The sequence below is a fragment of the Nocardia sp. NPDC050793 genome (assembly GCF_040654065.1).
In the GTDB taxonomy this organism is placed as follows: domain Bacteria; phylum Actinomycetota; class Actinomycetes; order Mycobacteriales; family Mycobacteriaceae; genus Nocardia.
The window spans coordinates 53994-75055 of sequence record NZ_JBFAHG010000013.1; the positions used below are offsets into that span (position 1 = coordinate 53994).

Consider the following 21062-nt stretch of genomic DNA (forward strand, 5'->3'; position numbering starts at 1 on the left):
GCATGCGACGAAGTCGTGGGTCTCGGGTTTGCCGAGAATGGCCGCTTTTGCGCTGCCACCGAATCGGACTCCTCGGCCTGAAGGCTCCATCCACGCACTATCAACCACCCCAGGGCGAGCTCGACGAGCCCGTTCGCGGCCGTCTCGCTTCCCAGCGGTCGAAGCGCATGCGACGAAGTCGCGAGTCTCGACCGCTGGGAAGCGAGACACAAGGGGCCGCGGACCCGCGCGCGCCAGCGCGCCGAAAACATAGACTCTTCCCATGCTTGCCGAACAGGCCGCCGAGGCGATCGCGGAACGAACGGGAGTCGAGCGCCACCGGGTGGCCGTCGTGTTGGGGTCGGGGTGGCAGCCGGCGGCCGCCGAAGTCGGTGCGCCCTCGGCGTCGGTGCCGATGCCGGAACTGCCCGGATTCGGCGAACCGACCGCGCAGGGCCACGTCGGCATGGTGCATTCGGTGCACGTCGACGAGACCCCGGTGCTGCTGCTGATGGGCCGACAGCATCTCTACGAGGGCTATCAGCCCGCCGACGTGGTGCACCCGGTGTCCGCGGCGGTGGCGGCAGGCGCGGAGATCGTGGTGTTGACCAACGCGGCGGGCGGCATCCGGCCCGGCCTGCAGGTCGGCGAGCCGGTCTTGATCAGCGACCACCTCAATCTCACCGGCCGCACCCCACTGGCCGGGGCGAGCTTCGTCGACTTGGTCAACGCGTGGGACCCCGAATTGCGTGCGCTGGCAAGGGAAATCGACCCGAGCCTGACCGAGGGCGTGTACGCGGGCCTGACCGGACCGCAGTACGAGACGCCCGCCGAGATCCGCATGCTGCGCACCATCGGCGCCGACCTGGTCGGCATGTCGACGGTGCTGGAGGCGATCGCCTGCCGCGCGCTCGGCGCCCGGGTACTCGGCATCTCGCTGGTGACCAATCTGGCCGCGGGCGTGACCGGCGAACACCTTTCGCACGCCGAGGTGCTCGCCGAGGGAAACGCGGCAGCGCCCCGGCTCGGCAAGCTGCTGCGCGGCGTGCTGGAGCGGCTCTAGATGCTGCGATTCGGGACCGCCGGTCTGCGCGGGCCGTTGCGCGAAGGCCCGGACGGCATGAACGTGACGACCGTGAGCGGGGCGACGGCGGGCGTCGTCGACTGGCTGCGCGGGCGGTGCCTCGGCGGCGGACGCGTCGTGGTGGGCCGCGACGCCAGGCACGGTTCCGCGGATTTCGCCGCCGCCGTCGCGGAAATCTTTGCGGCGGCGGGCTTTCCGGTCACCCTGCTGCCCGGCGCGGTGCCGACGCCGGTGGTCGCGTACGCGGTGCGCGAACTGGGCGCGGTGGCAGGTGTGCAGATCACCGCGTCGCACAATCCGCCCGCGGACAACGGCTACAAGCTGTATCTCGACGGCGGCTCACAGTTGATCGCCCCGGCGGACACCGAGATCGAACGCTGCATCGAGGCGGTCGGCGAGCCGATCCCGCGCGTCCCTGTCGCTGAGTCCGACGACGAGCTCGTGCACCGCTATCTCGCGCGGGTGGCCCGGCTGCCCGAACTCGTCGGCGGTTCCGGCGCGCGCGCCGACATCCGAATCGCGCTGACGCCGCTGCACGGAGTCGGTGGCGAGGTCGCTGTGCGAGCGCTGGCCGCGGCTGGCTTCTCCGATGTGCATGTGGTGGCCGAGCAATTCGCCCCCGATCCCGACTTCCCCACCGTCGCCTTCCCGAATCCGGAAGAGCCCGGCGCCGCCGATCGGCTGCTGGCATTGGCCGAACGGGTGGGCGCCGACGTGGCCATCGCACTGGATCCCGACGCGGATCGCTGCGCGGTCGGCGTTCCTGGCCCGGACGGCTGGCGCATGCTGCGCGGCGACGAAACCGGTGTGCTGCTCGGTGATTGCGTGCTGCGCACCGCCGCGCCGGACGCGCTGGTGGCCACCACGATCGTGTCCTCGCGGCTGCTGTCGAAGCTGGCGCAGGCCCGCGGTGCCCGCTACGCCGAGACGCTTACCGGCTTCAAATGGCTGGCCCGCGCGGGCGACGGTCTGGTGTACGCGTACGAGGAGGCCATCGGTCACTGCGTCGACCCGGCGGCCGTTCGCGACAAGGACGGCATCTCGGCGGCCGTGCTCACCGCCGACCTGGTGGCCAGGCTGAAGGCCGAACGGCGCACGCTGCTCGGCGAACTCGACGGTCTCGCCGTCGAATTCGGCCTGCACGCGGGCGATCAGGTCGCGCTGCGGCTGGCCGACGCCGACGCCGCCGCGGCGGTCGTCGAGCGGCTGCGCGCCGACCCGCCCGGCGAGATCGCCGGCGAGCCGATGAAATACGCGGACCTGCTCCAGGCGCGCGGCCGGTTGCGCACCGACGCGCTGATCTTCGAGGGCGCCGGCTCCCGGGTGGTGATCCGGCCGTCCGGTACGGAACCGAAACTCAAGTGCTACCTGGAGGTCGTCGAGCCGGTCCCTGATCGGGCCGGGCTGCCCGCAGCGAGAAGCGCTGCCGCCCGGCGACTCTCCGCACTCGCCGAGTTCTGCCGCTCGCTGTAGCGGGCGGACCCTGTTCGCCGGGCAACGTCGAGCGCGTCAGCGCGGGCCGAACTGGCGGTCGCCCGCGTCGCCGAGGCCGGGGACGATGTAGGCGTCGGCGTTCAGGCCCGCGTCGACGGTCGCGGTCACCAGCCGCTCCAGCAGGCCCGACTTCTCCAGCACCGCAAGGCCTTCCGGCGCGGCGACGACGCAGACCGCGGTGATGTCCGTCGCGCCGCGGGCGGTGAGCAGTTCGAGGGTGTGCCGCATGGAGCCGCCGGTGGCCACCATCGGGTCCAGCACGTACACCGGGATTCCGGCGAGATCCGCGGGCAGCGATTCCATGTACGGCACCGGCTGGTGCGTGGTCTCGTCCCTGGCGATGCCGACGAAACCGACTTGGGCATTGGGGATCAGCTCGGCCGCGGCGTCGACCATGCCGAGCCCGGCGCGCAACACCGGCACGAGCAGCGGCGGATGGGCCAGCCGAACGCCCTCGGCGAATGCCACAGGGGTTTCGATCTCGTACCTGGTCACGGGCGCCTCGCGCAGCGCCTCGTAGACGAGGATGCCGGTGAGATCGCGCAGCGCGTTGCGGAAGACCGCGTTCGTCGTGCGCGCGTCGCGCATCGTCGTCAGCAGTGTGGCGGCGAGTGGGTGGTCCACGGTGTGCGTACGCATGAAGGAACGATAAGGTTCGAGACGAGTTCGGCGTCGAACGTCTCCGTGAATTTTTTTCGGACGCGGCGGAACCGAATGGCAAGGCGACGCGTCGAACCAGTTGGATGACGTACTCTGCCTGGGAACGAACAGATGGGGGAAGCACTATGGCAAAGATGTCGGCTGACACCGAAGGCATCGCTGCCTACGGCGCCACCGCCGAGGTGATGGCCGGTGAAATGGCCGGTGTCGCAGCGGGGGCCGCGGGCGCCTCGCCCGCGTCGCTCGGTCCGATCATGGGCCTCATCGGCGGGGATTTCATGGCCGCGTATACCGCGGCGCACGCCGGACACGTCGCATCGATCGCGCAACTGTCGGCGGTCCTCTCCAGCATGGGCGGCGCGGCGGCCGGAGCGGCGACCGTGCTCACCGAGACCGACATGAACAACGCGGCCGCGCTGAGGTCCGCCGACCTGGACGGATGAGCCGGTGATCGACGTCAACCTCTTGGTCAAGCCACTGCTCGATCTGCTCGGCAGCTTCGGCACCGGCGTGCTGCCCACCGGCGGCCCGGCCGACGCGCTGACCACCACGTCGGCGGCGCTGGATCAGCTGCACCAGTTGGGCCGCAACAGCATCAACCAGATGAACACCGCGTGGGACGGCGTCGCCGCCGACGCGGCGACCGCGAAGGCGCTGCGCGTGCAGACCTCCTCGGCCAACATCTCGGACCGCGGCAACGAGATGGCAACCGTCGTCCAGCAGGCCGCCACCGAGGTCGAGACCGGGCAGAAGGATCTCGACACCATCGTGCAGTCCTTCGTGAGCACCGCGACGGCGCTCGGCCCGACGATCACGACGCCGCCGGGTTTCATGGCACTGGTCGGCACCGCCATCGACCATCTGAACCAGGGACTCGGCGTGGTCGGCCGGGTGCGCAACGAGCTGGACACGCAGACCGCGTCGATGACCCAGCTGACCCCGCCCCCGTCCAGCCCGTCGCTCGCGTCGCTGCCTGGCGCGCTGACCAGCACGGCGAGCTCCGGCATCTCGGGCCTGATGGGCGTCGTCGGCCAGGCCGGTTCGCTGGTCACCAGCATCGCGAGCAGCGCGGCGCAGAACGTCTCCAAGGCGAGCCCCGGCAACGGCAACAACTCGAACTCGTCCAACTCGCAGAAGCCCGGCGGCGACACCACCGCCACGCCGAGCGGCAAGGACGGCGTGAAGATCACCCTGCCCGACGGCAGCGTCGTCGAGGCGCCGAACGAGAAGGCCGCGACCGCGGTCCAGTCGGCGCTGAGCGCGGTCGGCACCCCCTACGTCTGGGGCGGCAACTCCCCGGGTGCAGGCATCGACTGCAGCGGCCTGACCAAGTACGCATACGGCGAGGCGGGCGTCGAACTACCCCGCCTGGCCCAAGAGCAGCACGTCGGGCACCCGCAGGTCTCGCCCGGCGATCTGATGCCCGGCGACCTGGCCGTATGGGACGGCCACGTCGCCATGGTCGTCGGCAACGGGCAACTCGTCGAGGCCGGCGATCCGGTCTCGGTCAGTTCCATCCGAACGGAGAACATGGGTATGGAGTTCTACGGCTTCTACAGGCCGACAGCATGACCGATCAGCAGGTCCCGAACGTCACCCTCGCGGTCAGCCAGAACCGGTCCGGCACCATCGCGGTGCGCGCGACCGATCAGGGCATGCCGGTCGAGATCAAGTTCGAGCGCAGCGAATACCGTTACGGCGCCCAGGCTCTCGCCAACGAGATTCTGCGCCTGACCCAGCGCTCGGCCATCGCCGCGCGCGCCAAGCGCCGCGAGGTACTCGCCGAGGCAGGCATGCCCGCCGACGTCCTCGACCGGCTCGGACTGCCCACCCGGCAGCAGGCGGTCGACGAGCTGGACCGCATCGACGACGCCGACACGGGACCGACGAGCTGGATGAGGCCGGTATGAGGGAGCGAAGCGAGGTGCAGGCAATGAGCGAACGCAGTGAGCGAATCATGTACCAGCGCGCCGCGCGCATGCCGGAGACGAGTGTCCGCGAGGTGCAGGCAATGAGCGAACGCAGTGAGCGAATCATGTACCAGCGCGCCGCGCGCATGCCGGAGACGAGTGTCCGCGAGGTGGAGGCATGAGTGCGGAGATGGACGCGCTCGTCGCGAGTGCGACCCAGAAACTGGAGGCGCTCGAGGCCGCGCTGTACGGCCTCAAGCAGGTGCGCGGCCAGTTCACGACCGAGGACGGGGCGGTCACCGTCGAGATGAACAGCGAGGGCGCGCTGGTCGGCCTGACGCTGTCGGAGGCGGTCACGTCGATGGCGCCCGCCGACGTCTCCCAGCTGATCGTCTGGGCCTGCAGGCAGGCCTCCGAGGACGCCGGAGCACAGCGCTCGAAGGTCGTTGCGACACTGAACGAGTCGTTCGCCCCGGCGCCCAGCGGCGCGGCGGGCACTATTGGGGGCGGGCCGGATAGTGCCTGAGCCGGAAGGTCGATAGGCTTCCGCACATGGCTTCTGGAGACATCGTCCCGATCGAGCTCGGCCTGACCGACGGCGATCTCGTCACCCTGTGGGCACCGCGCTGGCGCGACGGTGACGACGAGTGGATGGCATTCCTCGGTCACGAGGATTCCCTCTATGGCTTCGATACCGTCGCCGAGCTGGCCGCGTTCATCAGGACCAACTCCGACAACGATCTGGTCGACCATCCCGCGTGGAAGGTCGTCGCCGGACTCTCGGCGGTGGAACTGGAGCCGGAGGAGGATTTCAGCTTCGACCTGGTCGCGGTGGCCGAGCTGGCGGCGGGCGACCCCGACGGGGAGACCATCGCCGAGCTGGAGGACACCCTCGGCATGGTCCGCAACATCGGCGAGGTGTGCGAGCTGGAGACGGTCACCAAGTTCTTCGGCTCGCACCCCGTGCTGGGCGCGCTGCCCGGCGGGGTGAGCGCGTTCGTCGGGCGCGACGGCGAGGAACTCTGGGACCAGATCGGCGCCGCCATCGCCAAGGACTGGGACTCGGTGCTCGACGCCATCGACTCGGTGGTCGCCACCCCGGACGTGGACGCCGAGGCCGTCGCGGTCGCCGAAGCCGAGTTGCTCGCGGCCGAGGAGAACGTGGTCGATGCCGACGACGCGGCCGACAGCGACGAGGACGAGGAATTCGAATCCGTCGACCTGGACGAAGAGGAAGAAGACGAGGACGAGGACGACTCGTTCTGGCACGAGGTCGGCATCGACCCGGTCAAGATCGTGACCGCGGACGGCACTCACTTCACGCTGCGCTGCTACCTCGACGACGAGCCGATCTTCCTCGGCAAGAACGGCTCGATCACCGTGTTCGGTTCCGAGCGCGCCCTCGCCCGCTACCTGGCCGACGAGCACGACCACGATCTGGCGAGGGTGAGCACCTACGGTGAGGTGCAGACCGCCGCCGTGGACGGTTCGCTCGAGGTCGAGGTGACCGACGAGAACGTCTACGTGCTGCCCGGCCTGGCCGACGATCTGGCCGAGGGCCCGGAGGCGGTCGACATCGAGCAGCTCGACCTGGCCGTCGAACTGTTCACCGATGCCGCCGACTACGCCGAGGACGACACGGTGGAGCAGGCGCTGGCCCAGTCCACTCCCCTGGGCTGGTACGTCTCCTACCTGCTCAACCCGGACCCGACCCGGATGGCGCCGAACCCGCCGTTCGCCGCGGAGGCGCAGAGCTGGCGCGAGCTCGAGCGCGCGTTCGAGGCTCGGCTCGCGCCGCAGTAGTTCGTCGTGTTGGGGCCGAATCCATTCGGCCCCAACTCATTTCAATCGGATCCAGATGTGCTCGGCGCGGCCGAGCAGCCGCTCGCCTGCGCCGTACACCGCGGTGGCGGAGTAGAGTTTGCGGCCCTGCGCGCCGTGGCTCTCGCCGACCACAACGCACGGCTCGCCCGCCTCGGGCAGGTCGAACACCGCGGCGGTCATCGAACCGAGCAGGGCGGGCTGCTCCAGCATGTCGGGCACCGACCAGCCGCCGGGGCAATCCAGCGCCGCCCACAGCAGCGCGGCGTCGATCGGCAGCGTTTCGTCCGGCGTCCACGGCGCCGCGACAACGCCCTCGCGCACCGGACCCGGCTCGATGCGCAGGCCGTCGCCGCGCGCGCTTCCGCACACGAAGCAGTGCGCGAACATGTCGTTGGTCTCGTACGAGCCCGCAGCGACCTCCGCCACTTCGCGTGCGACGGATACCGGTACGTCCCGTTCGAACACACCCGCCCGCGATTCCGCGATCAGGCGCTCGCCGTCGAACAACTTGCCGTCCTCCAGCCGCAACGGCGTGTCCAGCGGAGCCGGGTTCCGCAGCATCACCGTCACCGTGCTCTCGTCGCGGTGTTCGGCTAGGCATCCGGCGACGTAGCCGCCGTTGCCCGAATTCGGCGGACCGTTGAATCGACCAGAAATCTGCACCATCGTCACGAGATCCCACGATAACGGGCTCTATTGGGGCTCTCCGTGGGCTGTCCGCCCGCACCGCGCGAGATAGGCGACCTCGCCCCGCGTGGTGTGTGGCGCACCAGTGCGGACTCACCGAGGCCGCCTGCCCGACGTGCGCCGGTGCACTCGCCGGACCCCCGGCACGATGTGCAACAGTGCGGCGAGACGCGCTGGAGCGGCGAGACGCACGCTCTCAGCCCAGCAGTACCGCGTACCCCGGCTTGATGATGTCGTCGATAATGCGCAGCCTTTCCGGGAACGGGATGAAGGCCGACTTCATCGCGTTGATGGTGAACCGCTCCAGATCGCTCCAGCCGTAGCCGAAGGTCTCGACCAGCTTGAGCATCTCCGCGCTCATCGTGGTGTCGCTCATCAGGCGGTTGTCGGTGTTGACCGTGACGCGGAAGCGCAGCCGGGCCAGCAGGTCGAAGGGATGCTTGTCCAGCGCGGGCACCGCGCCGGTCTGCACATTCGATGACGGACACAGCTCGAGCGGAATTCGCATGTCCCGCACATAGTTCGCGACCAGTCCCAGTTCCGCGTCCGCCAACGCGCCTGGCACGTGGATGTCGTCGGTGATGCGCACGCCGTGCCCGAGCCGGTCGGCGCCGCAGAACGCCAGCGCCTCGTGGATCGACGGCAGCCCGAACGCCTCGCCCGCGTGAATGGTGAAGTGCGCGCTGTTGGCCCGCATGTACTCGAACGCGTCCAGGTGCCTGCTGGGCGGGTAGCCCGCCTCCGCGCCGGCGATGTCGAAGCCGCAGACGCCCCGGTCGCGCCAGCGCACCGAGAGTTCGGCGATCTCGAGCGAACGGGCCGCATGCCGCATGGCCGTCAGCAGACAGGTCACCACGATGGAATGCCCCGCCTCGGCGGCGGCCGCCTCGCCCTCGCGGAAGCCGGCCAGGGTGTGCTCGACCACCTCGTCCAGGCTCAGGCCGCGCTCCAGATGCTGCTCGGGCGCGAAACGCACCTCCGCGTACACCACGCCGTCGGCGGCCAGGTCCTCGGCGCACTCCTTGGCCACCCGGCGCAGGCCCTCCGGCGTCTGCATCACCGCGACGGTGTGCGCGAAGGTCTCCAGGTAGCGCTCCAGCGATCCACTGTCGGCCGCGTCGCGGAACCAGTCGCCGAGGGCGGCCTCATCGGTGGCTGGTAGGTCGTCGTAACCGCAATCGGCGGCGAGCTCCAGCACAGTCGCGGGCCGCAGACCACCGTCTAGGTGATCGTGCAGCAGTGCCTTCGGAGCTTGGCGGATCGAGGCGAGGGTGAGTGGCATCGGTCCTGTCATGACCACACGTTAGCCGCGCCGCGCGGAATCGGCAGCGAACTTCCGGCGTGGCAACCATCTCGTTGCCGTCCGGCTACGGCGCGGTCCACAGCGCGTCGACGCGGCGTTGCCGATCACCGTCGGCCGCCCGCTTGGAGCCGGCGCTCAGGAACCGATCCGGTCCAAGACCAACGGCGACTCGCCCGCGGGTGCCGCTTCCTCGATGGTGATCGAATCACCCAGTGCGGCAAGAGCTCCCGGGATCGCGTCCGGGGTGTCGGTGTGCAGGGTGAGCAAAGGTTCTCCGGCGACGACCGGATCGCCCGGCTTGGCGTGCATCTCGATGCCCGCGCCGAACTGCACCGGGTCGCCCTGGCGGGCGCGGCCCGCGCCGAGGCGCCACGCGGCGACGCCGACGCCCATGGCGTCCAGACGGGTCAGCACGCCGTCGCGGTCGGCGCGCAGTGTCTCGGTGAGCGCGGCCCGCGGCAGCGGCGCGTCGGGGTCTCCGCCTTGGGCGCGGATCATCGCGCGCCAGTAGTCCATCGCCCTGCCGTCGGCGAGCGCATCGGCCGGATCGACGTCCAGGCCGGCCAGCGCCACCATTTCCCGCGCAAGCGCCAGGGTGAGCGCCACGACGTCGGCCGGTCCGCCACCGGCCAGCACCTCGACCGATTCGGCCACCTCGAGCGCGTTGCCCGCGGTGCGGCCGAGCGGAGTGTCCATCGCGGTGAGCAGCGCGACCGTCCGCACCCCCGCGTCCTGGCCGAGTGCGACCATGGTCGTGGCCAGTTCGCGGGCGGCGCCGAGGTCCTTCATGAACGCGCCCGCGCCCACCTTCACGTCGAGCACCAGCGCGCCGGTGCCCTCGGCGATCTTCTTGCTCATGATCGAGCTGGCGATCAGCGGGATCGACTCGACCGTGCCGGTGACGTCGCGCAAGGCGTAGAGACGCTTGTCGGCTGGGGCGAGGTCGGCGCCCGCGGCGCAGACGACCGCGCCGACCTTCGGATCGGCCAGGATCTCGCGCATGCGCGGCGTCGCCAGGTCGGCCCGCCAGCCGGGGATCGACTCGAGCTTGTCCAGGGTGCCCCCGGTGTGGCCGAGCCCACGACCGGACAGCTGGGGCACGGCCGCGCCGCAGGCCGCGACCAGCGGCGCGAGCGGCAGCGTGATCTTGTCCCCGACCCCGCCCGTGGAGTGCTTGTCGACCGTGGGGCGCGGCAGGTCCGTGAAGTCCATCCGCCGACCCGACGCGATCATCGCGGCGGTCCAGCGGGCCGTCTCCCTGCGCGTCATCCCGCGCCAGACGATGGCCATGGCCAGCGCCGACATCTGCTCGTCGGCGACCGCGCCCCGGGTGAATCCGTCGACCACCCAGTCGATCTGCGCGTCCGAGAGCTCCCCGCCGTCGCGCTTGGTCGTGATGATCGAAACCGCGTCCAAACCCGTCACCCGGCCAGTCTGGCACGACACCTCGGCACGGCTGGGTTCTTGTCGGACCGCTCCGATAGCCTCACCGCATCACGGCGACTACTGCTGCCCGGCGTCCAGGTCGTCGGGGCCGAAGGCATCGGGCAGCAAGGTGCGGAGCCGGACCGGGCCGGTGCGGTGGTCCACCAGGAGATCGGGGCCGCCGTGCTCGTGGAGAAGTTGGCGGCAGCGACCGCATGGCATCAGGATTTCGCCGCGGGAATCGCAGACCGAGACGGCCGTCAGTCGCCCTCCACCACTCGCGAATAAGTTACCGACGAGTACGCATTCGGCGCAGAGGGCCAATCCATATGAGACATTTTCCACATTGCAACCGCTCACAATTCGCCCGGCGGAAGTGAGAGCAGCGGCACCCACCGGGAAACGCGAGTAGGGTGCATAGGCGTTGCGCATAACTCGAATAGCATTGTCGCGCAAAACATTCCACTCGATTTCGGCCATCGAGAACCTCCCGCCGGACAACCGCGACAAGGCCGCGCGGCAGCAGCCGCACAGCCCATTACGCATCAACAAAGGTAAACCTAACCCAGCTGAATGTCGCGCAACGCACGGCACGCCGAATTAGTTCCGGGAAACCGAGAGGATTAGAGTCCACAACAGATCGGTTCAGGTTCCCGGCGGGCCCCGTGCAAACGGAGCACGTGCCACGGCACACATGGAGCACGTGCCACGGCACACATGAAGCACAGCGCAGCAACCTGGGCATTCGCCCCCTTCACGCGGCCGGCCCGGGACCTGAAACCGGGTCCATCAACGACGTTGGAGGCACCGCACTCTATGACCACGATCGAAGCTCCGGCCCAGCCGAAGCGGAAGACGCTGTACCGAGGCGACCCCGGAATGTGGTCCTGGGCGCTGCACCGGATCACCGGTGTCACCATCTTCTTCTTCCTCTTCGTGCACGTCTTGGACACCGCGCTGGTCCGGGTCAGCCCGGACACCTACGACCAGGCGATCGAGACCTACAAGAACCCACTCGTCGCGCTGATGGAGATGGGTCTCGTGGTCTGCGTGCTGTTCCACGCGCTCAACGGCGTCCGCGTGATCCTCGTCGACTTCTGGTCGCAGGGCCCGCGCTACCAGCGCCAGATGCTCTGGATCGTGCTGGCCATCTGGGTCCTGGTCTCCGCCGCCGGTGTCGGCCGCCAGTTCTTCTACCTGTTCACGGAGCACTGATCACCATGACTGCACCTGTCCTCGGTAAGTCTCACGACCGGCCGGCCAGCCTGGATCTGCCCCGCTCGCCGCGCGCCCGCTCCAGCAACAACTTCGAGAAGTACGCGTGGCTGTTCATGCGCTTCTCCGGCCTGCTGCTGATCGTCCTCGTGCTCGGCCACATGTTCATCATGCTGATGATCGACGGCGGTGTGCAGCGCTTGAACTTCGCCTTCGTCGCGGGCCGCTGGGCCTCCCCGTTCTGGCAGGTCTGGGACCTCACCATGCTCTGGCTGGCCCAGCTGCACGGCGGCAACGGCCTGCGCACCGTGATCGACGACTACTCCCGTAAGGACTCGACCCGGTTCTGGCTCAAGACCCTGCTGGTGATCTCGATGATCCTGGTCATGGGCGTCGGCACCTACGTCATCTTCACCTTCGACCCCAACATCAGTTAGGAACAGGCCCTCGCATGAGTGAGCGCAGCGAACGAATCATCGACACAGCGTGCTTCGCACATGCCGGAGCCGAGCGGAGCGAGGTGCAGGCATGAGTGAATCGCGACCGATTCAGGAACACCGCTACGACGTCGTCATCGTCGGTGCCGGTGGCGCGGGCATGCGCGCGGCGATCGAGTCCGGTCCCCGGGTCCGCACCGCGGTGCTGACCAAGCTGTACCCCACCCGCAGCCACACCGGCGCGGCCCAGGGCGGCATGTGCGCCGCGCTGGCCAACGTCGAAGAGGACAACTGGGAGTGGCACACCTTCGACACCGTCAAGGGTGGTGACTACCTGGTCGACCAGGACGCCGCGGAGATCATGGCCAAGGAGGCCATCGACGCGGTGATGGACCTCGAGAAGATGGGTCTGCCGTTCAACCGGACCCCCGAGGGCAAGATCGACCAGCGCCGCTTCGGTGGGCACACCCGCGATCACGGCAAGGCCCCGGTCCGCCGCGCGTGCTACGCCGCCGACCGCACCGGCCACATGATCCTGCAGACGCTGTACCAGAACTGCGTCAAGCACGACGTGGAGTTCTTCAACGAGTTCTACGTGCTCGACCTGGTGCTCACCGAGACCGAGCGCGGTCCGGTCGCCACCGGCGTGGTCGCCTACGAGCTGGCCACCGGCGAGCTGCACGTCTTCCACGCCAAGTCGATCGTGTTCGCCACGGGCGGCTCGGGCCGGATGTACAAGACCACCTCGAACGCGCACACGCTGACCGGCGACGGCATGGCGATCGTGTTCCGCAAGGGTCTGCCGCTGGAGGACATGGAGTTCCACCAGTTCCACCCGACAGGTCTGGCCGGCCTCGGCATCCTGATCTCGGAAGCGGTCCGCGGTGAGGGCGGCATCCTGCGCAACGCCTCCGGCGAGCGATTCATGGAGCGTTACGCCCCCACCATCAAGGACCTCGCGCCGCGCGACATCGTCGCCCGGTCGATGGTGCTCGAGGTGCTCGAGGGCCGCGGCGCCGGTCCGAACAAGGACTACGTGCTCATCGACGTGACCCACCTCGGCGAGGACGTGCTCGAGGAGAAACTGCCCGACATCACCGAGTTCTCCCGCACCTACCTGGGTGTCGACCCGGTGAAGGAGCCGGTGCCGGTCATGCCGACCTGTCACTACGTGATGGGCGGCATCCCGACCCGGATCCGCGGCGAGGTGCTGCGCAACAACACCGACATCGTCCCCGGCCTCTACGCGGCGGGCGAGTGCGCGTGCGTCTCGGTGCACGGCTCGAACCGCCTCGGCACCAACTCGCTGCTCGATATCAACGTGTTCGGACGCCGCGCGGGCATTGCCGCCGCGGAGTACGCCCAGCGCACCGAGTTCGTCGACATGCCGGAGAAGCCGGCACAGATGGTGACCGAGTGGCTGGAAATGCTGCTTTCGGAGCACGGCAACGAGCGGGTCGCCGACATCCGCACCGAGCTGCAGTACACGATGGACATGAACGCCGCGGTGTTCCGCACCGAGGACACGCTCAAGCAGGCCCTCACCGACATCCACGCGCTCAAGGAGCGGTACACCCGGATCACGGTGCAGGACAAGGGCAAGCGGTACAACAGCGACCTGCTGGAGGCCGTCGAGCTCGGCTTCCTGCTGGAACTGGCCGAAGTCACCGTCGTCGGCGCGCTGAACCGCAAGGAGTCACGCGGCGGCCACGCGCGCGAGGACTACCCGGACCGCGACGACGTGAACTTCATGCGGCACACGATGGCCTACAAGGAGAGCCCCGAGCTCATCGCCGACATCCGCCTCGACTTCAAGCCGGTGGTGCAGACCCGTTACGAGCCGATGGAGCGTAAGTACTGATGACTGCTGTAGCCGAAGCACCCTCCTCGCAGAAGCCGGCTCCGGTCCCCGAGGGCTCGGTGATGATCACCGTCAAGGTGGCCAGGTTCAACCCGGAGGACGAGAAAGGCGCGCACTGGGAGTCCTTCCAGGTGCCGGTCCTGCCGACCGACCGCTTCCTGAACGTGCTCATCTACATCAAGTCCTACCTGGACGGCACGCTCACCTTCCGCCGCTCGTGCGCGCACGGCGTCTGCGGTTCGGACGCGATGCGGATCAACGGCGTGAACCGGCTGGCCTGCAAGGTGCTGATGAAGGACATGCTGCCCAAGGGCGGTAAGTCGCTCACCGTCACCGTCGAGCCGATCCGCGGCCTGCCCGTGGAAAAGGACCTCGTCGTCGACATGGAGCCGTTCTTCGACGCGTTCCGCGCGGTGAAGCCCTACCTGATCACCACGGGTAACGAGCCCACCCGCGAGCGGATCCAGAGCCAGGCCGACCGCGCCCGGTTCGACGACACCACCAAGTGCATCCTGTGCGCCTGCTGCACCACCTCCTGCCCCGTGTACTGGAGCGACGGCAGCTACTTCGGCCCGGCCGCGATCGTGAACGCCCACCGCTTCATCTTCGACAGCCGCGACGAAGCCGCCCGCGAACGTCTCGACATCCTCAACGACGTCGAAGGCGTCTGGCGCTGCCGCACCACCTTCAACTGCACCGACGCCTGCCCCCGCGGCATCGAGGTCACCAAGGCCATCCAGGAAGTCAAGCGCGCCCTGCTCTTCACCCGCTGATTTCCGGATCCGCACGGATCCACCGGCCAACCGAAGGCCGCCGCCATCCAAAGATGGTGGCGGCCTTCGCCGTTCATCGGCGAGACCGATGCGACCACCTGGTCGTGGACGGCGGATGGACGGGAGTGCCAGGTCGAGCCGCACTTGATAGTCTCCGTCGGAGATCGATCCGAGGGGGGCAATGTGCAGTACAACGGTCATGGCTGGTCCGCACCGGGCCCGGCTCAGGGCTATTACCCTGGCGGCGCCCCGGGGTACAGCCCCGCGCCGGGGATGCCGATGGCTCCCGGATACGGGCCGGGATTTCCGCACGGCGCGCCGCCGCGGCGGTCCTCCAGCGTTGTCGGATGGGTACTCGGCGGGGTGGGTGCGGTGCTCGTTGTCGTGCTGATCGCCGTGGTCGCGATCGCGTACGCGGCCAACCGCGCCACCGATGAGGACGACATGGCGCGGCTCTTTCCAGGCCTGGCCAGGCACGTGTCGAGTGGGGCCGGATTGGGATACGACGGCCAGAGCTGCTTCTGGCGGGACGCGGGCGAGCGGGTTGTCGCGCCGCAGGACGACACGCTCCGGCTCGGGAACTGGACCGGCGCCTGGGACTGCTGGGGCATGTTCGACAAGCCGACCTATGTGGTACTGGCGTACGCCGACCGCTCCGACGTCGAGGCCGTCGTGACCGGGCTCCCCCGGAACACCGAGAGCTTCGGCTACGACGACAGCGATGCGTACTACAACGCTTACAGCTGGCAGACGCCCGACTCCGGCTCGTCGGTGCAGTTCTGGAAAGCGCACGCCTTCCGGAACGGCGAGCGCAGCCGGTTCCTGGTCCTGGCGCAGGAGAAGCACTGGCCGCGCCTGAATCAGGGCAAGAACAAGCATGACTTCGATCGCTGGTGTGTCGCAATGCCGTTCAGCTAGGCCGAATCCCACAGCAGCTCCGTTTCCCCGGCCATGCGCTCTCGATGATGGCCACACCAGATTCGCAACGTGTCACCGACCATCCGGCGACGCCGAGTCGCTGTGCCAGGAACCGAGACCGTAATAATGCCTGTCTGTCTCTTCGCCCGCTGACTCACCGGGCTCCGAAGGTCGCCACTGTCCCGAAAGATGGCGGCGACCTTAGCTATTGGGGCTCCTCCAGCCGACCAGAGCACACCGATCCGCGGCAGCGATGATTACGAATATCTATCGATATTGCTGGGCACACAGCTGGAGATTTATCGTGAGACACATGAAGACCATGATCGACCTCAACGACGAAGCGCTGGCGCTGGCCGCTAAGGAGCTGGGCACGACCACGAAGAAGGACACGGTCAACGCCGCGCTCGAGTTCGTGGCCGATCGCAGGCGACGGATCGAGCAGGTGTTGAACGATCCCTACGGCTTCGGGGTCGGACCCGACATCGATGACCCGGAGATCATGCGCCAGGCTCGCCGTTGACCGAAACGACGCCGCTACGGCTGCATCTCGTCGACACCTCGGCGGCCGCTCGCATCAGGCACCCACCGGTACGTAGTGTCATCGCGGGCCTCATCGCCGATCGCGCCGCCGCGACCTGCGTCACCGTCGACCTGGAGGCAGGCTACTCCGGTCGCAATCTGGCCGACGTGCAGAACATCGGCCAGCGACGCCGCTCTCTATACGTCAATCTGCCCATCAACGAAACCATCGCCGACCGCGCCCGGGAGGTTCAACTCCTTATGGCGCGCAGGAGTCAGCACCGTTCGGCAGGGATCATCGATCTGCTCACCGCCGCCGTGGCCGAGTTCCACGGCGCGGTCCTGGTCCACTACGACGCCGACTTCGAGCACATCGCGGCCGTCACCCGGCAACCGCAGGTGTGGGTGGCCCCTCCGGGCAGCCTGAACTGACTCATTCGCGCCCGAGGGTGGTCGGGGTGGCGCGGGACCATTGTTCGCCCGCGAGGACTACGTGGTCGAGGAAGCGGAGGCCTACGGTGCGGGCGGCTTCGATGAGGGCGGTGGTGGTGCGGCGGTCGTCGAGGCTGGGTGTGGCGGTGCCGGAGGGGTGGTTGTGGACGAGGGCGAAGGCGCGACCGTCGTGGCGGAGCACGGTGTTGAGGATTTCGCGGATCGGGACGGCGACCTGATCGACCGCGCCTTCGGCGACGAAAACCTTCTGCCGCAAGCGGTTTTGGGTGTCGCAGACCAGCACGAGGATTCGTTCCACGCGGACACCGTCGAACAGTGGGCGGGCGATGCGGACGACGTCGAAGGCGCTTTCCAGGTGCGGCGCGGCCTCGGGTTCGGCGCGCGCCCTGCTGCCGAGCTGGAAGGCGGCGATGATCGCGGCGGCCTTGGCGACACCGACCCCCGCTCTGCGGAACAGCTCCTCGGGCCGGGCCGCGGCCAGCCCGGGGATGCCGCCGTATTCGGCGAGGAGTTCCGCGGCCAGTTCCAGGGCGCTCTCGCCCCGGCGACCCTGGCCGAGCAGCAGGGCGAGTAGCTCACTGTCGCTGAGCGCGTGCGGGCCGACCGCGAGCAGTCGCTCACGCGGGCGTTGGCCGAAGGGCAGGTTGGCGATCGGTACCGACATCTCAGACCCCCTCGAAGGCGTTGGAGAGTTCGGATTGTGCCAGCGGCCACCGACAGGTCGGGTGGGTGCGCGGTTCGGGCAGAATGGGGGACGAACCGATTGGGGGGACGAATGTCTGGTTGGCGCAAGGACTCCAAGAACTCGGCGGCCCACGGCCGCAACGGCGCGGCGCGGGCCGTCCGCGCACTGAGCGCGATCGCGCTGCTGACGCTCGCGGCCTGCGGTGGCTCCGGCACCGCGGCGAGCCCGGATCTCGACAGGTACTACGACCAGCGAGTCGAATGGGGTTCCTGCGCGGACTTCCCACACGGCGCCGAGCTGACCGCGGGCGGCCTCGAGTGCGCGCGGGTGACCGTCCCGCTCGACTACGCCGAGCCGAGCGGCGCCACTGCCTCGATCGCCATCTCCCGCCTGCCTGCTCGCGGCGAGCGGATCGCCGCCCTGCTCACCAACCCCGGCGGCCCTGGATCGCCGGGACTCGCGATGCCGCTGATGTTCGCGAAAAGCGAGATGGCGCAACGCTTCGACGTGATCGGCGTCGACGTGCGCGGCCTCGGCGCCTCCACACCGAAGGTGGTGTGCCTGACGCCGGAGGAGTTCCAGGCGGAGCGCAACGAGCTCGACGTCGACTATTCGGCCGAAGGCATCGCGCAGACCGAGCGCGAACACCGCGACTACGTCGCCAAATGCGTGCAGCGGACCGGCGTCGACGTACTGGCCAACGTCGGAACCCGCGAGGTGGCACGGGATTTCGATGTGATCCGGGCGGCGCTCGGCGACGAGAAACTGACCTACTACGGCGGCTCCTACGGCACCCGCCTCGGCTCCACGTTCGCGGAGATGTTCCCGGATCGCGTGCGCGCCATGGTTCTCGACGGCGGCGTCGACCCGGCCACCGACATGGTCGACACGGTGGTGTTCTCGCGCGGCTTCCAGCAGGCCTTCGACGCCTACGCCGCCGACTGTGCGAAGGCGCCGGACTGTCCGCTCGGCACCGACCCGGCCCGCGCCACCGCGGCCTTCCATGCCCTCGTCCTCCCACTGATCGACCGGCCCGCCGCCACGGCAGACCCGCGCGGCCTCGGCTACCGCGACGCGCTCAGTGGGGTGGCCAATTCGCTGTACAACCCGGCGGGCTGGCCCGGTATCACCACGGGTCTGCGAGAGCTGGCCGACGGCCGCGGCGACGCCCTGCTGGCGTTCGCGGACGTCATGGCGAGCCCGAGCATCGTCGACCGGGATCTGCAGCAGGCGGTGTTCTGCCTCGAGGAGAAGCGCGTCACCGATCGCACCGAGGCCGCCGAACTGGACCGTCGCACCCGCTCCGCCGCACCGATTTTCGATGACGGTCGCGCCAGCGGACAGGCTCCGCTGGGCATCTGCGCCTTCTGGCCGGTGCCGACGAATTCCCAGCCGCACGTCCCCTCGGTGCCGAAGCTGCCGAAGGTCGTGGTCGTCTCCGTCACCGGTGATCCGGCCACCCCGCACGAGGGCGGGAAGAACCTGGCCCGCGCGCTCGGCGCGTCCCTGATCACCTACGAGGGCGTGCAGCACGGCGCCGTCAACCAGGGTGTCGCGTGCGTGGACGAGCCGGTGTTGCGCTATCTGATCGATCTCACCCCACCGCCCGAAGGACTGGTCTGCCGGCCGGCCTGAGCGGGTCCCAGCAGGCGCGACGACCGCCGGTTCGGGCACACTGTTCGGCGGACCGGTATCCGGGGGAAGGCGAATAGTGCGAAGGCGCAGGACAATCAAGGGAGTGGCGCGGTCGTGGTTTCCGCGCGCGGCGCTGGCGGCGCTGCTGCTCACCACGGCGGCGTGCGCGGACGATGAACCGCTCGTCGCACCGGCTCCGACCTTGGAACCGTTCCTCCGCCAGACCCTCACCTGGGAGTCGTGCGAGAACTATCCCGGCGGCGCGGGGCTTTCCGCCGAGGGCATCGAATGCGCGCGGGTGACGGTTCCACTGGACTACGCCGATCCCGCGGGCGAGACCGCCCGTATCGCCATCTCTCGGCTGCGGGCGCGCGGCGAGCGTGTCGCCGCGATCCTCACCAACCCGGGCGGCCCTGGCGGACCCGGCCTTGACATGCCGAGGATGCTGGCGAAAACGCCGCTGGCCGAACGCTTCGACGTGATCGGCATGGATGTGCGCGGACTCGGCGCCTCGACGCCGCTGGTGCGCTGCCCGTCCGCGGAGGAGACGCGGACGGAGCGGTTGCTTCAAGGGGTCGGCCATACCTTCGGCGAGGTCGACCAACTGGAAGAGGAGGTGGAGGACTACGCCGTCGCGTGCGCGGAAGGTTCGGGGCGGAAGCTGCTCTCGCATGTCGGGACCGTCGATGTGGCCAGGGATCTCGATGTGATCAGGACGGTGCTCGGCGAGCAGAAGCTGACGTACTTCGGTGGTTCCTACGGCACCCGCATCGGTTCCACCTTCGCCGAGATGTTCCCGGACCGGGTCCGGGCGATGGTGCTGGACGGTCCTATCGATCCGGCGGCCAACATGGGTGATCCGGTGGCCGACGCCGCCGCGTTCCAGCGGGCATTCGAGGCCTACGCGGCGGACTGCGCGACGGCACCCGACTGTCCGCTCGGCACCGACCCCCGGCAGGCCACCGAGGTCTACCGGAAGCTGACTCTGCCGCTGATCGACCACCCCGCGGCCACCACGGATCAGCGCGGAGTGGACTTCTTCGATGTGGTCGAGGGGGTGATCGCCTCGATGTACAGCCCGAAACTCTGGCCGGACCTCACCGCAGCCCTCGCCGAGCTGAGCCGGGGCCGTGGCGACGCACTCCAGGCGATCACCACGGGCCATTCCGAGTCCGTCGGGCTGGGCGTGCACCTGGCGGTGAAGTGCCTCGAGGAGGTCAGAGTCACCGACCGGACACAAGTAACCCAGCAGGAACGCCGAATCCGAGAGGTCGCCCCCATTTTCGACAGCGGACTGCCCATCACCGAGTCAGCCTTGGACGTCTGTGCGTTCTGGCCGGTGCCGCCGAATTGGCAGCCGCATCCGCCGGTGATCACTGGCCTGCCGAAAGTGGTCGTCGTGGCGTCCACCGGCGATCCCGCGACGCCGTACGAGCGCGGCGTGCGGCTGGCCGAAGCCCTCGACGCACCACTGATCACCTACGCGGCCACCCAGCACGGCGTCACGTTCAAGGGCGTGCGCTGCGTGGACGAGCCGGTCATGAAATACCTGATCGAACTCGTTCCACCGCCGGACACCAGCTGCGCACAACAGCGATAGGCGGCGGGTCGGGCCTCCGCCTTCGCTCCGGCCATGCATGGGACTGCCGACGGACCTCGTCCGGCAGCGCCCGTCTAACCGTCGACGGTGACGACCTCCGGTGCGGGTAGCGCGCACAGCACACCCGAGGCCAGCTTCTCCAGGTGATGGAGTTGCCGCTCGTGCACCACGATTCGGCGCAACGCCTCGTTGACGGTGGCGTTGCTGTTGGACGTCCCCATGATTTCGGCGGCGGCGGCCAACAGCTTCTGGTCGAGATCGATCCGCACGGTATGCATGCGTCCTCCTTCGTACTTTCGCCATCTTGCGCCATCACCCCCGCCCATGTCCGGCAAATCGCGGACACCCGCCGGCATCCACGGCAGGGCGCGCAGCGCATTCCGCGTCACCGGCGCAGCTGAACCCTGTCTCGAAGTCCGGCCGGATGCATCCGTGGCTCACCCGGCCGAGGGCCGCCGACGGCCGCAGCGAAGGCGGAGCAACGCGAACGTCCGCCACCGAATCGCCGACTGTCACCGTTTTCCAATCACGAGACCGGTAATCGAGGGAACCAGCCCGGCCAGCTAGGCAGTGTGTACAGCTGGGAGGGCTTTCATT

The 21062-nt window shown here is 68.8% G+C and carries 24 protein-coding genes; 17 read left to right on the forward strand and 7 right to left on the reverse strand.

Annotated features, from left to right (window positions below; genetic code table 11):
• Nucleotides 1-262: 262 nt before the first annotated feature.
• Nucleotides 263-1042: a purine-nucleoside phosphorylase gene (locus AB0H50_RS31835; RefSeq protein ID WP_357459996.1), complete on the forward strand. Its 780-nt coding sequence runs from the start codon at nucleotides 263-265 to the stop codon at nucleotides 1040-1042.
• On the forward strand, nucleotides 1043-2536 hold the full coding sequence (locus tag AB0H50_RS31840; RefSeq protein WP_357459998.1) for a phospho-sugar mutase: 1494 nt from the start codon (nucleotides 1043-1045) through the stop codon (nucleotides 2534-2536).
• 36 nt (nucleotides 2537-2572) lie between these two features.
• Here the strand turns inward: AB0H50_RS31840 and upp are convergent, their stop codons facing one another.
• Nucleotides 2573-3196 carry a uracil phosphoribosyltransferase gene (upp, locus tag AB0H50_RS31845; RefSeq protein WP_357460000.1) on the reverse strand — a complete coding sequence of 208 codons (624 nt, stop codon included), beginning with the start codon at nucleotides 3194-3196 and terminating at the stop codon, nucleotides 2573-2575.
• Nucleotides 3197-3351: 155 nt separating this feature from the next.
• Between upp and AB0H50_RS31850 the strand changes: the two genes are divergently transcribed.
• From AB0H50_RS31850 to AB0H50_RS31875, 6 genes are read left to right on the forward strand one after another with little or no spacing between them, the layout of a single operon-like run.
• Entirely contained in the window at nucleotides 3352-3660 is a 309-nt protein-coding gene (locus tag AB0H50_RS31850; RefSeq protein ID WP_357460002.1) for a hypothetical protein, read from the forward strand.
• Between the two features lie 4 nt (nucleotides 3661-3664).
• Nucleotides 3665-4789, forward strand: coding sequence for a C40 family peptidase (locus AB0H50_RS31855; RefSeq protein ID WP_357460004.1), 1125 nt, complete (start codon nucleotides 3665-3667; stop codon nucleotides 4787-4789).
• Nucleotides 4786-5127, forward strand: a complete 342-nt coding sequence (locus AB0H50_RS31860) for a hypothetical protein (protein ID WP_068061023.1) — start codon at nucleotides 4786-4788, stop codon at nucleotides 5125-5127. The genes AB0H50_RS31855 and AB0H50_RS31860 overlap by 4 nt, the downstream gene beginning before the upstream one ends.
• Before the next feature lie 23 nt (nucleotides 5128-5150).
• Nucleotides 5151-5309 carry a hypothetical protein gene (locus AB0H50_RS31865; RefSeq protein ID WP_357460007.1) on the forward strand — a complete coding sequence of 53 codons (159 nt, stop codon included), beginning with the start codon at nucleotides 5151-5153 and terminating at the stop codon, nucleotides 5307-5309.
• Nucleotides 5306-5653 (forward strand): YbaB/EbfC family nucleoid-associated protein, encoded by a 348-nt coding sequence (locus tag AB0H50_RS31870; protein ID WP_357460010.1) that lies wholly within the window; start codon nucleotides 5306-5308, stop codon nucleotides 5651-5653. Before AB0H50_RS31865 ends, AB0H50_RS31870 begins: the two co-directional genes overlap by 4 nt.
• A 26-nt stretch (nucleotides 5654-5679) precedes the next feature.
• The gene (locus tag AB0H50_RS31875; RefSeq protein ID WP_357460012.1) at nucleotides 5680-6930 is read left to right on the forward strand and encodes a primosomal protein; all 1251 of its coding nucleotides are present in this window, start codon (nucleotides 5680-5682) and stop codon (nucleotides 6928-6930) included.
• 36 nt (nucleotides 6931-6966) lie between these two features.
• Here AB0H50_RS31875 and AB0H50_RS31880 read toward each other — a convergent pair whose 3' ends face one another.
• The 4 genes from AB0H50_RS31880 to AB0H50_RS31895 form a co-directional block, all read right to left on the reverse strand.
• On the reverse strand, nucleotides 6967-7617 hold the full coding sequence (locus tag AB0H50_RS31880; RefSeq protein ID WP_357460257.1) for a hypothetical protein: 651 nt from the start codon (nucleotides 7615-7617) through the stop codon (nucleotides 6967-6969).
• A 217-nt stretch (nucleotides 7618-7834) separates the two neighbouring features.
• On the reverse strand, nucleotides 7835-8932 hold the full coding sequence (locus AB0H50_RS31885; RefSeq protein ID WP_357460014.1) for an adenosine deaminase: 1098 nt from the start codon (nucleotides 8930-8932) through the stop codon (nucleotides 7835-7837).
• Between the two features lie 144 nt (nucleotides 8933-9076).
• On the reverse strand, nucleotides 9077-10366 hold the full coding sequence (locus AB0H50_RS31890) for a thymidine phosphorylase (protein ID WP_357460017.1): 1290 nt from the start codon (nucleotides 10364-10366) through the stop codon (nucleotides 9077-9079).
• A gap of 78 nt (nucleotides 10367-10444) precedes the next feature.
• The gene (locus AB0H50_RS31895) at nucleotides 10445-10846 is read right to left on the reverse strand and encodes a cytidine deaminase (protein WP_357460020.1); all 402 of its coding nucleotides are present in this window, start codon (nucleotides 10844-10846) and stop codon (nucleotides 10445-10447) included.
• Between the two features lie 336 nt (nucleotides 10847-11182).
• Here AB0H50_RS31895 and sdhC point away from each other — a divergent pair, with 336 nt between their 5' ends.
• The 7 genes from sdhC (at nucleotide 11183) to AB0H50_RS31930 (ending at nucleotide 16524) form a co-directional block, all read left to right on the forward strand.
• Nucleotides 11183-11581, forward strand: coding sequence for a succinate dehydrogenase, cytochrome b556 subunit (gene sdhC / locus AB0H50_RS31900; RefSeq protein WP_357460023.1), 399 nt, complete (start codon nucleotides 11183-11185; stop codon nucleotides 11579-11581).
• A 5-nt stretch (nucleotides 11582-11586) separates the two neighbouring features.
• Nucleotides 11587-12018, forward strand: a complete 432-nt coding sequence (locus AB0H50_RS31905) for a succinate dehydrogenase hydrophobic membrane anchor subunit (protein WP_357460026.1) — start codon at nucleotides 11587-11589, stop codon at nucleotides 12016-12018.
• Between the two features lie 91 nt (nucleotides 12019-12109).
• Nucleotides 12110-13879, forward strand: a complete 1770-nt coding sequence (gene sdhA / locus AB0H50_RS31910; RefSeq protein WP_357460028.1) for a succinate dehydrogenase flavoprotein subunit — start codon at nucleotides 12110-12112, stop codon at nucleotides 13877-13879.
• Nucleotides 13879-14652: a succinate dehydrogenase iron-sulfur subunit gene (locus AB0H50_RS31915; RefSeq protein WP_357460030.1), complete on the forward strand. Its 774-nt coding sequence runs from the start codon at nucleotides 13879-13881 to the stop codon at nucleotides 14650-14652. Before sdhA ends, AB0H50_RS31915 begins: the two co-directional genes overlap by 1 nt.
• 183 nt (nucleotides 14653-14835) lie before the next feature.
• Nucleotides 14836-15570: a hypothetical protein gene (locus AB0H50_RS31920; protein WP_357460033.1), complete on the forward strand. Its 735-nt coding sequence runs from the start codon at nucleotides 14836-14838 to the stop codon at nucleotides 15568-15570.
• 313 nt (nucleotides 15571-15883) lie between these two features.
• Nucleotides 15884-16093 carry a type II toxin-antitoxin system VapB family antitoxin gene (locus tag AB0H50_RS31925; RefSeq protein WP_084501563.1) on the forward strand — a complete coding sequence of 70 codons (210 nt, stop codon included), beginning with the start codon at nucleotides 15884-15886 and terminating at the stop codon, nucleotides 16091-16093.
• Entirely contained in the window at nucleotides 16090-16524 is a 435-nt protein-coding gene (locus tag AB0H50_RS31930) for a PIN domain nuclease (protein WP_357460035.1), read from the forward strand. Before AB0H50_RS31925 ends, AB0H50_RS31930 begins: the two co-directional genes overlap by 4 nt.
• A gap of 1 nt (nucleotide 16525) precedes the next feature.
• Here the strand turns inward: AB0H50_RS31930 and radC are convergent, their stop codons facing one another.
• Complete coding sequence (gene radC / locus AB0H50_RS31935; protein ID WP_357460038.1) at nucleotides 16526-17209, reverse strand: DNA repair protein RadC; 684 nt, start codon at nucleotides 17207-17209, stop codon at nucleotides 16526-16528.
• A gap of 111 nt (nucleotides 17210-17320) precedes the next feature.
• On the opposite strand from radC, the gene AB0H50_RS31940 reads away from it, so the two are divergent.
• The gene (locus tag AB0H50_RS31940; protein WP_357460040.1) at nucleotides 17321-18865 is read left to right on the forward strand and encodes an alpha/beta hydrolase; all 1545 of its coding nucleotides are present in this window, start codon (nucleotides 17321-17323) and stop codon (nucleotides 18863-18865) included.
• Nucleotides 18866-18968: 103 nt separating this feature from the next.
• On the forward strand, nucleotides 18969-20465 hold the full coding sequence (locus tag AB0H50_RS31945) for an alpha/beta hydrolase (RefSeq protein ID WP_357460043.1): 1497 nt from the start codon (nucleotides 18969-18971) through the stop codon (nucleotides 20463-20465).
• A gap of 74 nt (nucleotides 20466-20539) precedes the next feature.
• Here AB0H50_RS31945 and AB0H50_RS31950 read toward each other — a convergent pair whose 3' ends face one another.
• A complete protein-coding gene (locus AB0H50_RS31950) occupies nucleotides 20540-20743 on the reverse strand; it encodes a type II toxin-antitoxin system VapB family antitoxin (protein WP_357460045.1) in 204 nt (67 codons plus the stop codon).
• Between the last annotated feature and the right edge of the window lie 319 nt (nucleotides 20744-21062).

Bases quoted from the DNA above. Each gene is read 5' to 3' on its own strand.
- AB0H50_RS31835 (WP_357459996.1), top strand. From the start codon at position 263: ATGCTTGCCGAACAGGCCGCCGAGGCGATCGCGGAACGAACGGGAGTC.
- AB0H50_RS31840 (WP_357459998.1), top strand. From the start codon at position 1,043: ATGCTGCGATTCGGGACCGCCGGTCTGCGCGGGCCGTTGCGCGAAGGC.
- upp (WP_357460000.1), bottom strand. From the start codon at position 3,196: ATGCGTACGCACACCGTGGACCACCCACTCGCCGCCACACTGCTGACG.
- AB0H50_RS31850 (WP_357460002.1), top strand. From the start codon at position 3,352: ATGTCGGCTGACACCGAAGGCATCGCTGCCTACGGCGCCACCGCCGAG.
- AB0H50_RS31860 (WP_068061023.1), top strand. From the start codon at position 4,786: ATGACCGATCAGCAGGTCCCGAACGTCACCCTCGCGGTCAGCCAGAAC.
- AB0H50_RS31865 (WP_357460007.1), top strand. From the start codon at position 5,151: ATGAGCGAACGCAGTGAGCGAATCATGTACCAGCGCGCCGCGCGCATG.
- AB0H50_RS31870 (WP_357460010.1), top strand. From the start codon at position 5,306: ATGAGTGCGGAGATGGACGCGCTCGTCGCGAGTGCGACCCAGAAACTG.
- AB0H50_RS31875 (WP_357460012.1), top strand. From the start codon at position 5,680: ATGGCTTCTGGAGACATCGTCCCGATCGAGCTCGGCCTGACCGACGGC.
- AB0H50_RS31880 (WP_357460257.1), bottom strand. From the start codon at position 7,617: ATGGTGCAGATTTCTGGTCGATTCAACGGTCCGCCGAATTCGGGCAAC.
- AB0H50_RS31885 (WP_357460014.1), bottom strand. From the start codon at position 8,932: ATGACAGGACCGATGCCACTCACCCTCGCCTCGATCCGCCAAGCTCCG.
- AB0H50_RS31895 (WP_357460020.1), bottom strand. From the start codon at position 10,846: ATGGCCGAAATCGAGTGGAATGTTTTGCGCGACAATGCTATTCGAGTT.
- sdhC (WP_357460023.1), top strand. From the start codon at position 11,183: ATGACCACGATCGAAGCTCCGGCCCAGCCGAAGCGGAAGACGCTGTAC.
- AB0H50_RS31905 (WP_357460026.1), top strand. From the start codon at position 11,587: ATGACTGCACCTGTCCTCGGTAAGTCTCACGACCGGCCGGCCAGCCTG.
- sdhA (WP_357460028.1), top strand. From the start codon at position 12,110: ATGAGTGAATCGCGACCGATTCAGGAACACCGCTACGACGTCGTCATC.
- AB0H50_RS31915 (WP_357460030.1), top strand. From the start codon at position 13,879: ATGACTGCTGTAGCCGAAGCACCCTCCTCGCAGAAGCCGGCTCCGGTC.
- AB0H50_RS31925 (WP_084501563.1), top strand. From the start codon at position 15,884: ATGAAGACCATGATCGACCTCAACGACGAAGCGCTGGCGCTGGCCGCT.
- radC (WP_357460038.1), bottom strand. From the start codon at position 17,209: ATGTCGGTACCGATCGCCAACCTGCCCTTCGGCCAACGCCCGCGTGAG.
- AB0H50_RS31940 (WP_357460040.1), top strand. From the start codon at position 17,321: ATGTCTGGTTGGCGCAAGGACTCCAAGAACTCGGCGGCCCACGGCCGC.
- AB0H50_RS31950 (WP_357460045.1), bottom strand. From the start codon at position 20,743: ATGCATACCGTGCGGATCGATCTCGACCAGAAGCTGTTGGCCGCCGCC.